This is a genomic window from Alloalcanivorax xenomutans, assembly GCF_032810065.1.
Taxonomy (GTDB): domain Bacteria; phylum Pseudomonadota; class Gammaproteobacteria; order Pseudomonadales; family Alcanivoracaceae; genus Alloalcanivorax; species Alloalcanivorax xenomutans.
Genome location: NZ_CP136538.1, coordinates 1170551 through 1183771 on the forward strand (window position 1 = coordinate 1170551; position 13221 = coordinate 1183771).

The following is a 13221-nucleotide window of genomic DNA, read 5'->3' on the forward strand; positions in this document are numbered from 1 at the left end:
GGCCTCAGAGTCTGACCGTGACCGCTTGACGTGCCGTCGCGGTTTCCAGTGACAGCAGGTCGGCGGCGCGGAATGGTCCGAACAGACCGCCGATCAGGTTATTCGGGAACTGCTCGCGGTAGGTGTTGTAGCCCATCACGGTGTCGTTGAAGGCCTGGCGGGCGAAACCGATGCGATTCTCGGTGCTGGTGAGGGCTTCCATCAGTTCGGACACGGTGGCGTCCGCCCGCAGTTCCGGATGGCTCTCGGCCACGGCCCGAAACTGGGCAAGGCTGCCGGAAAGCAGATTCTCAGCCTGTGACAGACGTGCCATGGCATCGCTTTCGCCTGGTTGGCGGGCGGCATCGGTGCGGGCTTTGGCGGCGTCCCGGCGGGCTTCGGTGACCCGGGTCAGAGTGTCTTGTTCGTGGCGCAGATAAGCGCGGGTGGCGCTCACCAGATTGGGAATCAGGTCGTGGCGGCGTTGCAACTGCACATCGATCTGAGCGAAAGCATTGCGATACTGATTACGCAGACGGATCAGCCGGTTGTAGACGGCGATCAGATACAACAGCAGCGCGGCGATAACGCCGGCGAATAGCCACTCCCCCATACTATCCCCCCAGAATGATAGTAACGTGGTTCCCCGGATCGTGGTTCCTCGCGAGCGGCGGTTGTCAGGAGCGGACGGGGCCGGCCACGGGACCTCATATTATTGGGGAATGCCGGCCTCGCATCCGGCGGACCTTCATTCCCATGGGTTAAGTTACTGTAATGCCGCCGTACAACCAAGTAGACCGACGAGCCGGCGTGATCGAATTAACACTTGTCGCGAGGCCCGTTGCCCGGACAACGCCCCCACAGCGGCTCGTGGTCCGGTCTGTGGGAAGCGTCTTTCAGACGATGAAGGGGTAAAGCGGGATGTAGTGGTCCACCAGCAACGCGGTGAACAACACGAACAGGTAGGTGATGGAGTAGCCAAAGGTCTTCATCGGCAACTTGGGGTCTTCCGAGAAGCGCAGGCGCACCGCGTGCACCAGGAAGATGGCGCCGAGGATGACCGCGGCGATCAGATAGATCAGCCCGCTCATGCCGGTGAGATAGGGCAGCAGCGAGCACACGAACAGCAGGATGGTGTAATAGAGCACCGACTCGCGAGTGAACGGGATGCCGTGGGTCACTGGCAGCATCGGGATATCGGCCTTGGCGTATTCATCGGCCCGGTGGATCGCCAGCGCCCAGAAGTGCGGCGGTGTCCACACGAAGATGATCAACACCAGCAGCCAGGCATGGGGGTGAAGTTCGTTGGTTACCGCCACCCAGCCCAGCAGCGGCGGGATGGCGCCGGCGACGCCGCCGATAACGATGTTCTGTGGCGTGGCGCGCTTCAGATACAGGGTATAGACGAAGGCGTAGCCGACAAAGCCGAACAGGGTCAGCCAGGCGGTCATCGGATTGACCAGAAAGTACAGCATGGCCATGGACAGCATCGCCAGCGCCACGGCGAACGCCACCGCCGCTCGCGGTGACAGCTTGCCCGCCACCAGCGGCCGCTGCTCGGTGCGTTTCATGATCGCATCGATCTTCTGGTCCATGATCTGATTGATGGCGGCGGAGGCCATCATCGCCAGAGACAGCCCTACGAACGCCGGGATAAAGATTGGCAGCGGAACCATGCCCGGCGGATCCGTGGCCAGAAACATGCCGGCCACGGCGGTCACCATCAGCAGCATGACCACGCCAGGCTTGGTCAGGGCCAGATAGTCTCGCCAGGTGGTGGTGCTCATGAACGCTATTCCCCGTTGGGGCCCGGTCGGGCACTGGTGCATTTGACGTTGATGGCGCGGATGAACAGGACCAGGGTGATCAGCAGGACCACCGCGCCGAAGTTGTGCGCCACCGCTATCCGCAGTGGCACGGAAAATACCACATTACCGATGCCGAGACCCACTTGCACCAGCAGTAGCAGCAGGATCACTCCGGCGAAGTTGCGAAAAAAGGTGCTGTGAGCACGGCGCAGGATGCGGACCACCAGGGTCAGCACCAGCAGAGAGACCAGCAAGGCGCCGAAACGATGCATCACATGGATGGTGGTACGGGCGTCATTTTCCAGCACGCCGAATTCATAGTCGGGCAGGTCGTGCTCATGCCCCCAGAAAATAAAGGCATCGGCGAAATTGAGGTGTTCGGTCCATCCGGACTCACACACCGGCAGTTCGGTACAGACCACCGCCGCGTAGTTGGCGGTGGTCCAGCCGCCCAGGGCGATCTGCAGAATCACCGCCGCCAGGGCCAGGCCGGCCAGTGGCTTGAGGGTGCGGACATCGCAGTCGTTGAGAAATTCCGGCCAGCGGTAGAGGCGGGCGGCCAGCAGCGACAGCAAGGTGAGGGTGGTGAAGCCGCCGAGCAAATGCAGCATGACGATGGTGGGCTGCAGCCCCATGGTCACCGTCCACATGCCAAGCAGGCCCTGGAAGATCACCAGCACCACCAGGAACAGCGGCAGTTTCAGCGGTTGTTTGGCACGCTTGCGATTGATCCAACTGAGCGCCGCGATGATCAGGATGGTCAGGCCCAGCACGGAGGCGAAATAGCGATGGACCATCTCCGGGATGGTTTTGTGCGCTTCACGCAATGCGCCGGGATCCGTCGAGTTGACATCGGCCACGTGGGCCACGGCTTTACGCACATCCAGGTGGCCGTAGCAACCGGGCCAGTCCGGGCAGCCCAGGCCGGCATCACTGAGGCGGGTCCAGGCGCCCAGTGCGATCACGCCGGCGGCGAGGAAAATGGCTACGATCGTCACGCGACGCAGCCAGATTTGGGAAGACGTCAGGGTTTGCATGATTTCGGGACCTGCTGGTGTTCATCCGATCTACGCGCGGGTTGTCCGCGCGGGATAAAAGCACGGGCTATCCAAACGGTGGTGCCGGGTAGGCGCTAACCGATCAGGGAGCCCTTGAGTGTCCGTTTCAAATCCAGGCGGATGTTCTCCGCCTCTTCCAGAGTGGCTTCCATGTCCTCGTGGGTGGGGTAACGCATGAAAATCTGGCCGTCGGGACTGACCAGATAAATATCCCCCACCGGTGAAGACTGACTCTCGCCGTAAGCGGCTTCGAGCGTGGCTTTCAGGGTCTCCAGGTCACCCTGGACCTCCTCCATGCCGGCGACATTGTCGTCCAGGAAAGCACGGAAGTCCGCATCTGGTTGCCGGGTAAGCACCACGACCCGGCGTACGCGCTGCGCATCCTCGGTGAGTGCCAGGCGAACCTGGCGCATCTGATAGTAGAGGCCGTTCTTGCAGCGGCTGTCACAGCCGTCGCCGGCGACGTACATCATTGTCCAGCGGCCGCTCATGTCATCGGCCCGGTAGGGATCTTCGGTGCTTTCCATCAGGCCCAGATCCGACACCGGAATATGCGGGATCAGCAACTGGCCCTTGTTCTGGCGCGGCAGTTCCCAGGGGTCGATCAGGTAACGGCCGGCCAGGAAAAACAGCACGAAGGGGCTGAGAATGGCCAGTAAAGTGAGTCTGTTTTTGCTGCGAGGGGACATCGGTTTATACGTCCAGTTGATCCTGTCGGCGTGCCTGCCGCCGACTCGCTACCAGAAAGACCACCAGGGCCGCCACGGCCAGCCCCAGCCACTGCAGCGCGTAAGCCTCGTGACGTTGCGGGCTGATAGTGGTTTCCGCGTCTTGCCAGGGTTTTGGCAATGGCGGCTGATCGCCCAGGCCTTGATCCGCGGCAAGGCGGATTTCAAAGGGCGCCAATTCTACCCCAAGTCGGGCGCCGATGGCTGCAAAATCCACCTTTTGCACCCTTAAAGGCCATTGATTGTCCGGCAGAGGGGTGTCCTTGAGTACCAGGGCGCGGGTGGAGGGCTCGTATACCGTGCCTTCCACGGTGAGCGGACCGGTCACTGGCGCCACCGAGGGCAGCACCGCGCGATCGCTGCCACGGGGTAACCAGCCGCGATTGATCAGCACCCAGCGGCCGTCATCGGTACGCAGCGGCGAAAGCAGGTAGTAGCCGGCGATGCCCTGATTCATGCGATTGTCCAGCAGTACCGGACGGGCGTTGTCGAGTTCGCCGCTGACAGTGATGGGCAGATGCTGGCGGTCCTCACGCCTCAAGGCCGCGGATAACGACTGTGGCGCCCCGGCGGCCTTGCCGGCCTGGTCCGCGAGCCATTCTCTCTTCTCGTCCGCGCGCTGCCACTGCCACCAGGACAAGCTCAGGCACACGGTGATCACCACCAGGGTGAGTGCGGTGGCAAGAGGGGAAAACAGGCGGGGTTTTCCGGCCATGGGCGATCTCCGGGTCACGGCGGCCGGTGGAGCGTGCACTTCACCGCCGGGGGACTACAATGGGCGCACATTGTACATGAACAGCGAGTGTGGAAGGTGCCTGTATGTGGTGGGTGAAACTGATCGTCATCGTGCTGCTGGCCGCGGCCGTGGTCTCCCTGGGACGGGCCTTGATGGCCCTGGTCCGTAATGAAGGCAAGGAAGGTAAAACCATGCGCGCGCTGGCCTGGCGGGTGGGCTTCTCGGCGGCGGTGTTCATATTTATTCTGCTGAGCATGATGATGGGCTGGATCCAGCCCCACGATGTCAATCCGACCACCTTGTACGGCGAGCCGGTGCAGCAACAAGGAGAGTAAAGGACGCCGAGCCGCTGTAAGCAGGATGGAAGCATGCGCCTGGATCGCTTGCTAAGCCTCTCTCCACTTTATAGCCGGCGGCGAAGCCGGCTGCTGATCAGTGCCGGGCGCCTGCGGGTGGACGGTGAAGTGGTGCGTAACCCTCGTCATGAGGTGAGCGCATTTCAGCGTGTGGAGTTGGATGGTACTCTGCTGCAAGCCGGGCGTGGCGCCCGTTACTGGATGCTGCACAAGCCGGTGGGCGTGGTCAGCGCTACCCGGCACGATAGCCACCGCACCGTGCTCGATTTGCTCGATGAGGCGGACAAACACGAACTGCACCTGGCCGGGCGGCTGGATCTGAATACCAGTGGCCTTTTGTTGCTCAGTAACGACGGGCACTGGTCGCGGCGTATTACCCTGCCGGAGCAGCGCAAACCCAAGGTTTACCGGGTCGATACCGAGCAGCCTATCAGCGAGGACTACATCGAGGTGTTCGCCCGTGGTCTGTACTTTGCCTATGAAGATCTCACCACCTTGCCCGCCCAACTCGAATTGCTGGGCAGCCACCGCGCCCGCCTGACCCTGTACGAAGGGCGTTATCATCAGGTCAAGCGCATGTTCGGCCACTTCCGCAATCGCGTTGTCGCTCTGCATCGCGAGCAAATGGGGGAAATTCACCTCGATCCGAATCTGGCGCCGGGCCAATATCGGGCGCTGACGGCGGCGGAGATCGCCAGCGTCTAGCAGGAAACGGCATTACCCTTCATCGAGCCGTGGAGAGATAAATTCGGAGGTCGCTACAACGCCGCTGTGGGAGCTTGCCTGCAAGCGAATATCCCAGCATTGGAGGTCGCATTCGCCAGCAGGCTGGCTCCCACAGTTTGTGGTACGAAGCTGCTTTGTGGGAGCTTCGAACAAAAAAGCCCCGGCATTGCCGGGGCTTTTGGTGTTCGGGATGGCGGCGGCGTTTACAGCCAGTACACCACCACGAACAGGAACAGCCACACCACATCCACGAAGTGCCAGTACCAGGCCCCCGCTTCCCAGGCGAAGTTGTTCTCGGCGTCGAAATGCCCCTTGATCACCCGGATCAGCGTCACCGCCAGGAAGATGGTGCCGATGGTCACGTGCGCGCCGTGGAAACCGGTGAGCAGGAAGAACAGGCTGCCGTAGATGCCGGCGTCCAGGGTCAGGCCCATTTCGGTATAGGCGTGGATATATTCTTCCACCTGCAGACCAAGGAAGATTGCGCCCAGCAGCACGGTGATGGCCTGGAAGCCGATCAACTTGCCGCGTTTACCCGCCAGCAAGGCGTGGTGGGCGATGGTCAGGGTGATGGAACTGGTCAACAGGATGGCGGTGTTGATCGCCGGCAGGCCCCAGGCGCCCATGGCTTGGGTGGTGGTGCCGCCCGGTGTTTTCACCAGCGGCCACATGGCCTGGAAGTCCGGCCATAGCAGCTCGTGGGTCATGGCGTTACTGCCGGCGCCGCCCAGCCACGGCACGATCAGCCAGCGGGTGTAGAACAGGGCGCCGAAGAAAGCGCCAAAGAACATGACCTCGGAAAAGATGAACCAGAGCATGCCCTGGCGATAGGAAATGCCCAGTTGATGGCTGTGCAGCCCGCCACGGGATTCCTTGATGGTGTCACGCCACCACAGCGCGATGGTCAGCCACAGCCAGGCCAGGCCGAAGAAGAACAGCGGCTGGCCCCAGGAACCGGAAAAGGTGTCCGGGTCGGTGGCCTGTTGAATGAAGTGCGCGCCGCCGAAGGCGGTCATGAACAGCCCCACCGAGGCCACCAGGGGCCAGGGGCTGCTCTCGGGTACATAGTACTTATCGGTTGCCATTGAATTGGTCTCCTCTACCACCGGGTTTTAGCGCACCACGGTGTCGCTTTTGTTATCAGTCCCGGTTACACGTTCGGTCACATCGAACATGGTGTAGGACAGGGTCAGGGTGGTGATGTGCTTGGGCAACTCCGGATCCAGGTAAAAAATCATCGGCATTTCCTTCATCTCCCCCGCCGTCAGCGTCTGCTGATCAAAACAGAAACACTGGGTTTTGTGCAGGTAGCGCGCCGCCTGCCCGGGAGTAATGGAGGGGATGCTTTGGGTGATGATGTCGTGGTCCTTGGGGTTGCTCGCGTAGAAGTTCACCAGCGTGATCTCGCCCGGATGCACGCGCACCCGGTGAGTTTTGGCGTAGAAGCTGCCGTTCACGCCGGCCCCGTTCTGGGTAATGAACTCCACTGTCACGACCCGGTCCTCCACCACGGTTTCCGGCGATTGGGTCGCCGCGGTGTTGGATGTCTTGCCGTTCAGGCCGGTGATGTCACAGATGACGTTATAGAAAGGCACCATGGCGAAGGCGAAGCCGAACATTGCCACCGCCCAGATAAGGAGCTTCTTCAAAGTGCGGGCGTTGCGGGCCTGCAGATCGTCGTTGCTCATGGTGCCTCCCTCTTTCCGTCGGATCCGTTACTTCACCACCGGCGGTGTGTCGAAGGTGTGGAAGGGGGCCGGAGACGGCACTTCCCATTCCAGACCTTCGGCGCCGTCCCAGGGCTTGGCTTCCGCCTTCTCGCCTTTCTTCAGCGCGCACTGCAGACACACAGCCAGGAAGAACAGCTGGGAAAGACCGAACCAGAACCCGCCGATGGAGATCCAGAAGTTGTAATCGGCGAATTGCAGAGCGTAGTCGGCATAGCGGCGCGGCATGCCGGCCAGGCCCACGAAGTGCATGGGGAAGAACAGCAGGTTCACGGAAATCAGAGAGTTCCAGAAGTGCAGTTCACCCAGTACCTTGCTCGGCATCACGCCGGACCACTTCGGCAGCCAGTAGTAAGCGGCGGCGAACATGGTGAACACAGCGCCGGAGACCAATACGTAGTGGAAGTGCGCCACCACGAAGTAGGTGTCGTGATACTGGAAGTCCACCGGCGTGATCGCCAGCATCAGACCGGACAGGCCGCCGCAGGTGAACAGGATGACGAAGGTGATGGCCCACTTCATCGGCAGCTCGAAGGTCATGGAACCGCGCCACATGGTGGCCACCCAGTTGAACACCTTCACCCCGGTGGGCACCGAGATCAGCATGGTCATGTACATGAAGAACAGGGTGCCGGCCAGCGGCATGCCCACGGTGAACATATGGTGGGCCCAGACCACGAAGCTCAACAGCGCGATGGAAGCGGTGGCGTACACCATGGAGGCGTAACCGAACAACTGCTTGCGCGCGAAAGTGGGAATGATCGCCGACACGATACCGAACGCCGGCAGAATCATGATGTACACCTCGGGGTGCCCGAAGAACCAGAACACGTGCTGGAACAGAACCGGGTCGCCACCGCCGGCGGCATCAAAGAAGCTGGTGCCGAAGTGACGGTCGGTGAGCATCATGGTGACGGCGCCGGCCAGTACCGGCATCACCGCGATCAGCAGGAAGGCGGTGATCAGCCAGGTCCAAACGAACAGCGGCATTTTCATCAGGGTCATGCCCGGTGCCCGCAGGTTGAACACCGTCACGATCACGTTGATGGCGCCCATGATGGAAGAGATCCCCATCATGTGGACCGAGAGGATGAACAGATCGGTGGAGGCCGGGCCGTACTTGGTGGACAGCGGCGCGTAGAAGGTCCAGCCGAAGTTCGGCGCGCTCGGGTTGCCATGGCCAAAGGCGCTCAACAGCACCGAGCTCAGCAGAATGGCGAACGCGAACGGCAGAATCCAGAACGACCAGTTATTCATACGCGGCAACGCCATGTCCGGCGCGCCGATCATCAGCGGAATCATCCAGTTGGCCAGACCCACGAAACCGGGCATGACCGCCCCGAAGACCATGGTCAGACCATGGACGGTGGTCATCTGGTTGAAGAATTCCGGATCAACGAATTGCATCCCGGGCTCGATCAATTCGGCCCGAATGATCATCGCCATGAAACCGCCGGCCAGGAACATGGCAAAGCTGAACCACAGGTACAGCGTACCGATGTCCTTGTGGTTGGTGCTGAACAGCCAGCGCTTCAGGCCGGTCGGGGCGTGGTGATGATCGTGATCATCGTGTGCTGCGGCAACAGTGCTCATCGCGGTCCCCTCCCTTACTCTTCTTCGTGTACGTCTTCGGGTTGGATCAGATCGCCGGTGTCGTTACCCCAGGCGTTCCGTTCATAGGTCACCACCGCCGCGATTTCCTTCGGCGTCAACTGGCCCTTGAAGGCCGGCATGGCGTTACGACCTTCGAGAAGCACATGGATATGCTCCTCAAGATGCTCGGACTTGGTGGCGAAGTCGCTGCCGGCAAAAGCCAGACCGATGCCGCCTTCACCGTTTTGCCCGTGGCAAAGCGCGCACTGACCAGCGTAGACCTTCTCGCCCACCTCCATGGCGGCGTCCAGGCTTTCGAACGGAGTCAGGTCAGGTGCTGCGGCGGCCTCTTCTTTCTTCTGCGCCAGCCACTCCTGGAACTCGCTCTGGGCAACCACTTTGACCTCGATGGGCATGAACGCGTGGTTCTTACCGCACAGTTCGGCGCATTGACCATAGTAGGTGCCTTCCTGGCCCTCGGGAACCAGCGCCCAGGTTTCGTTGACGAAGCCGGGGATGGCGTCCTTCTTGCCGCCGAAATCAGGGATCCAGAACGAGTGAATCACGTCATCGGAAGTGACCAGGAAACGAACCTTCTGGCCGGAAGGAATAACCAGCGGGTTATCCACTTCGAGCATGTAGTTGTGGTCCTTGTCCTGGGACGGCGCGCCGACGCGGTCCTTGGCGGTGCCGTAGGGGAACAGGCCGCCGGAGAGTACCGGGTTTTCGTACTGTTCAGGAGGCGTGGCCAGGGAGGAAATGAAGGAAACACCGACGTCGTTGTCGTCCTGGTAGGTGAGGTATTCGTAGCCCCATCTCCAGCGATAACCGGTGACTTTGACGGTCAGTTCGGAATCGGCGGTATCGTCCAGTTCAATCAGTACCCGGGTGGCGGGTACGGCCATGGCGATCAAGATGATAAAGGGAATGATCGTCCACAGAACTTCCAGGAAGATATTTTCATGGAAGGTGGCTGGGGTTGGGTGTTTGGATCGGCGGTGACGGATCACCGAGATCAGGATCAGCCCGAAAACCAGCAGGCCGATGATGGATACGATCCACAACACGGTGTTATGCAAGCCGTGAATTTCCTGGGCGATGGCGGTCACCCCGGGCCGTAGGTTGTGGTCGGAACGTTCAGCCCAGTCGCTGGCCGTGGCCAACCCGCTGATCATCAGCGAGGTCAAGCCGACCGCCATGCGGTGGAACAGAGTTGACTGCATGCGTTTGCTCCCTGTTTTCCCCGGCAAGGTACCCCCCAGTAAGGAGTCCAAGCCCATTCTTCGCCTTCTTAGCCGTCACCGGCACCTGGAACCGGGCCCAGGCTTTTTCTTGAGGATGCTGTGGAGCCGTTGCCGGATTCCAGGCCCAAAACGGGGCGGGGCAGGCCAAAAAAGCGGCTGCCCAAACGTCTCGAGAAGGGGGAAACCCCAACCAAATCAACAAATTACATTAATATGAGTGGTTTGGTTCGAATTTCCAGAGTGCGGCAAAATGCCCCACGGCATACGGCGGGTAACTCTAGACATTCAAGGGGGTAAAGTCCAGCCGGAATGCCGCATGTCATGTGGCTTGGGGAGGGTGTGCCCGGGCCGATTTATGCTAGACTGCGCGCCCCGTTTCGACCCCTGCGCAGGGATTCAGGAATGTCCAAAAGCCGTCAGATTTACAGGGTTATTTTCCTCAATCAGGGGCAGATCTATGAGATCTACGCCGCCCAGATCTATCAGAGTGAGCTCTACGGTTTCATCGAAGTAGAGGAATTTTTATTTGGCGAGCGATCGCAAATGGTGGTGGATCCGTCCGAGGAACGGCTGAAGAGTGAGTTCGCCGGCGTCCAGCGCTCGTTCATTCCCATGCACGCCATCATCCGGGTGGATGAGGTGGAGAAGGAAGGAATAGGTAAAATTACCGAGGCCACCGGCTCCAATGTGACCTCCTTCCCCATGCCGTTCGGGCCTGGCGGCAAGAAATAGCGGATCCGCCTCGGATGGTGGACACAAAAAAAAGGCGCCGGCGGTTCGTTCCGCCAGGCGCCCCGAGGGTTGCCTGATTATCTACAAGGGAGAAACTGCACAAGATTAGTCAGTGCCGTTGACGGCAAGTTCCCGGTAAAACCTCCAAATTCAGAATTTTTCCTCTTCGCTTTCTCCGGGCGGGGTTTCGGTGGCGGAGGCGGCGCCCGGTTCCAGGGTTTCCACCGACGGTGGGTCGATATCGCTGCTCTCCACCCGGGCCAGGGTGGGTTGGGACAGCCAGAGCGTGGCGGTGATCGCCAGCAGGCCTTGAATCGCCAATCTGGGCATGGGAACTCCTGATTATCCGTGTCGGTGGTTCCAAAGTCGCACTTTCAATGTGACGCCGGAGAAGAGCAGGGGTTCCCTCCGTGGTTTCGTTAGCGGGTCAACTGGAAGATGTCGATGATGGTCTGGGTGGCGTCCAGGACGCGAACCACTTCATTGTCGATGACATAATCGGAGTAGCCGTAGCCACCGCGATAGCCGTCTCCGTAGTAGCTATTGGGCAGGCGATAGCCGAACCGGCGGAGATCATCGGACAGGCGGTGTCCGGACTGCAGTTTCTTGCGCCATCCCGGCGGCAGTTCGCCGGTGCGGGCCAGCTTCTTGCGCAGTCCCGGCGGCAGATCCGAATGGGAAGGGTAGCGCTGATAAAAGCGGCCAAGCCGGTCCCGTTCATCCCGGGAGAAGCGGTAGTCGCGCCAGTCACGATCGTTATGGTACTCGATCCGTTTTTCCACCTTATGGGGTTTGCCGTTGTGCTTGTTGCCGTTCCCGGCCCAGGGGGGCGGATCCGCCTGCGCCGCGCCGGTGGCCAACAGGGCGCCCACAGCCAGTGTTGTAATCAGTTTGCGGCCCATGGTTGCGTCCTCCTTGTGGATTCTGTGCAATGTTCGTTTCTCCAATATAGAGCCGGATGGCGTTCGAGAAAGTGTGCCAGAGCCCGGGATTACGAGATTTTATCTTTGCCACGGTGTTATCGCGCCGTTTGATATGACGGGAGAGGAATATGTCGGAAGTTGAAGTGCGGACCGTGTCCTATGAGGTGAACGGAGCCCCCTTCGAAGGGCGGCTGCTGTATCCGGCGGAGGGTAAGCCTGACCGGGCCCTGCTGATGGCGCCGAACTTTTACGGTGTCAGCGATGCCGCCGAGAAGCTGGCTCGGGAACGAGTCGGAGAGGGCAATGTCATTCTGGTCCTTGATCCCTACGGTGTGGAGGTGCGCCCCACCAGCGCAGGGGAAGCAGCGGAGGCCATGGGCGCGATCCGCAACGACAACGCCGCGCTGCGTGCCCGGTTGCGGGCGGCGCTGGCTGTGTTGCGCGAGGAGGCGGGCAAACTGGGCGTGGCCGAGGACCGGGTGGCGGCGTTCGGTTTCTGTTTCGGTGGTGCCTGCGCTTTGGAGTTGGCCCGCGATGGCGCCCACATCCGGGCGGCGGCGTCGTTCCACGGCCTGCTGGAGACGCCGGAGCCGGAGCAAAGCGGTCCGATCCGCGGGCCGGTGCTGGTGATGAACGGCGCCGACGACCCCATGGTCAGCGCCGAAGCGATCGCCGCCTTCAAGGTGGAGATGGACAACGCCGGCGCCGACTGGACCTTTATCAACCATGGTGGCGCGGTGCACTCCTTCACCGACCCCAACGCCAGCAACCCGGGCACCAGCGAATACAACGCCAAGGTGGCGCGGCGTGCCTTCGCCGCCATGGACGACCTGTTCGATGAGGTGTTCGCCGACTGATTCGCTGCCAAGGCAGCTTCCCACAGCGGCTCCGTAGTGATACCGCTGTGGGAGCGAGCTTGCTCGCGAATCAGTGGGGCAGCGGTGGTCAGTCGAGCACGCTATGCAGGAACGCGGCGATGTCCTGGATCTCCTCCAGACACACCGCGTGCTCCATGGGGTAGGTTTTGTAGTCCGTGGAGTAACCTTTGGCGGTCAGCGTTTCCGCCGCCCGGCGGCCGCCTTCCTCGGGCACCATGGGATCGAAAGTACCGTGGGCGATGAAGATCGGCAGGGCCTGATTGGCATCGCTGCATTGGATGCTGTCGGCGGTGGCGAAGTACGTGGACAAGGCCATCAGGCCGGCCAGCCGTGCCGGATGGCGCAGAGCCACCTCATAGGCCACCGCGCCGCCCTGGGAAAAGCCGGCCACAACAATGCGTTCGGCGGGAATGCCGCGCTCGATCTCACGTTCGATCAGGGCGTCGATCCGGGCCGCCGAGCGGCGGATGCCGTCCTCGTCGATCGGCCCGCCGCCGCCCAGGCTGATGATGTCGTACCAGGCCGGCATGACCATGCCGCCGTTGACGGTCACCGGAATTTGCGGTGCGTGCGGAAACATGAAACGGGTGCTCTTGCGTGCCAGCTCCGGTACCACCGGCTCGAAGTCATGGCCGCTGGCACCCAGGCCGTGCAACCAGATCACGCTGGTTTCGGCGGGCTGCGGCGGTTCGATTTCCACACAGGGCAGATAGCTCATTCCGGCACTCCTTAA

The 13221-nt window shown here is 61.2% G+C and carries 16 protein-coding genes; 4 read left to right on the top strand and 12 right to left on the bottom strand.

What is annotated here, in order from left to right; translation table 11 throughout:
• Positions 1-4 precede the first annotated feature (4 nt).
• The 5 genes from RYH70_RS05480 to RYH70_RS05500 all read right to left on the bottom strand — a co-directional run bounded on the left by RYH70_RS05480 (position 5) and on the right by RYH70_RS05500 (position 4288).
• Positions 5-592, bottom strand: a complete 588-nt coding sequence (locus RYH70_RS05480; protein ID WP_026949586.1) for a LemA family protein — start codon at positions 590-592, stop codon at positions 5-7.
• Positions 593-875: 283 nt separating this feature from the next.
• Positions 876-1766: a heme o synthase gene (gene cyoE, locus RYH70_RS05485; protein WP_014993493.1), complete on the bottom strand. Its 891-nt coding sequence runs from the start codon at positions 1764-1766 to the stop codon at positions 876-878.
• Positions 1767-1771: 5 nt separating this feature from the next.
• Positions 1772-2824 carry a COX15/CtaA family protein gene (locus tag RYH70_RS05490; protein WP_026949588.1) on the bottom strand — a complete coding sequence of 351 codons (1053 nt, stop codon included), beginning with the start codon at positions 2822-2824 and terminating at the stop codon, positions 1772-1774.
• 95 nt (positions 2825-2919) lie between these two features.
• On the bottom strand, positions 2920-3534 hold the full coding sequence (locus RYH70_RS05495) for a hypothetical protein (protein WP_022996096.1): 615 nt from the start codon (positions 3532-3534) through the stop codon (positions 2920-2922).
• 4 nt (positions 3535-3538) lie between these two features.
• Positions 3539-4288 carry an SURF1 family protein gene (locus RYH70_RS05500; protein WP_022996097.1) on the bottom strand — a complete coding sequence of 250 codons (750 nt, stop codon included), beginning with the start codon at positions 4286-4288 and terminating at the stop codon, positions 3539-3541.
• A gap of 104 nt (positions 4289-4392) precedes the next feature.
• On the opposite strand from RYH70_RS05500, the gene RYH70_RS05505 reads away from it, so the two are divergent.
• Together RYH70_RS05505 and RYH70_RS05510 are read left to right on the top strand one after the other, a co-directional pair.
• A complete protein-coding gene (locus RYH70_RS05505) occupies positions 4393-4644 on the top strand; it encodes a twin transmembrane helix small protein (protein ID WP_022996098.1) in 252 nt (83 codons plus the stop codon).
• Positions 4645-4677: 33 nt separating this feature from the next.
• Positions 4678-5370 carry a pseudouridine synthase gene (locus RYH70_RS05510; protein ID WP_022996099.1) on the top strand — a complete coding sequence of 231 codons (693 nt, stop codon included), beginning with the start codon at positions 4678-4680 and terminating at the stop codon, positions 5368-5370.
• Between the two features lie 224 nt (positions 5371-5594).
• Here RYH70_RS05510 and RYH70_RS05515 read toward each other — a convergent pair whose 3' ends face one another.
• From RYH70_RS05515 to coxB, 4 genes are read right to left on the bottom strand one after another with little or no spacing between them, the layout of a single operon-like run.
• Entirely contained in the window at positions 5595-6476 is an 882-nt protein-coding gene (locus tag RYH70_RS05515; RefSeq protein WP_014993499.1) for a cytochrome c oxidase subunit 3, read from the bottom strand.
• A gap of 27 nt (positions 6477-6503) precedes the next feature.
• A complete protein-coding gene (locus tag RYH70_RS05520; protein ID WP_014993500.1) occupies positions 6504-7079 on the bottom strand; it encodes a cytochrome c oxidase assembly protein in 576 nt (191 codons plus the stop codon).
• A gap of 27 nt (positions 7080-7106) precedes the next feature.
• The gene (ctaD, locus tag RYH70_RS05525) at positions 7107-8711 is read right to left on the bottom strand and encodes a cytochrome c oxidase subunit I (protein WP_022995290.1); all 1605 of its coding nucleotides are present in this window, start codon (positions 8709-8711) and stop codon (positions 7107-7109) included.
• Positions 8712-8725: 14 nt separating this feature from the next.
• Positions 8726-9934: a cytochrome c oxidase subunit II gene (gene coxB / locus RYH70_RS05530; RefSeq protein ID WP_316309937.1), complete on the bottom strand. Its 1209-nt coding sequence runs from the start codon at positions 9932-9934 to the stop codon at positions 8726-8728.
• 423 nt (positions 9935-10357) lie between these two features.
• Between coxB and RYH70_RS05535 the strand changes: the two genes are divergently transcribed.
• Positions 10358-10687 carry a DUF1820 family protein gene (locus RYH70_RS05535; RefSeq protein ID WP_022995292.1) on the top strand — a complete coding sequence of 110 codons (330 nt, stop codon included), beginning with the start codon at positions 10358-10360 and terminating at the stop codon, positions 10685-10687.
• Between the two features lie 150 nt (positions 10688-10837).
• On the opposite strand, the gene RYH70_RS05540 is transcribed toward RYH70_RS05535, so the two are convergent.
• The gene (locus RYH70_RS05540) at positions 10838-11017 is read right to left on the bottom strand and encodes a hypothetical protein (protein WP_022995293.1); all 180 of its coding nucleotides are present in this window, start codon (positions 11015-11017) and stop codon (positions 10838-10840) included.
• 89 nt (positions 11018-11106) lie between these two features.
• Complete coding sequence (locus RYH70_RS05545) at positions 11107-11589, bottom strand: hypothetical protein (protein WP_233925821.1); 483 nt, start codon at positions 11587-11589, stop codon at positions 11107-11109.
• A 149-nt stretch (positions 11590-11738) separates the two neighbouring features.
• Here RYH70_RS05545 and RYH70_RS05550 point away from each other — a divergent pair, with 149 nt between their 5' ends.
• Complete coding sequence (locus RYH70_RS05550) at positions 11739-12467, top strand: dienelactone hydrolase family protein (RefSeq protein ID WP_317009883.1); 729 nt, start codon at positions 11739-11741, stop codon at positions 12465-12467.
• A gap of 88 nt (positions 12468-12555) precedes the next feature.
• On the opposite strand, the gene RYH70_RS05555 is transcribed toward RYH70_RS05550, so the two are convergent.
• Entirely contained in the window at positions 12556-13206 is a 651-nt protein-coding gene (locus RYH70_RS05555; RefSeq protein WP_284455796.1) for an alpha/beta hydrolase, read from the bottom strand.
• Positions 13207-13221: the final 15 nt, after the last annotated feature.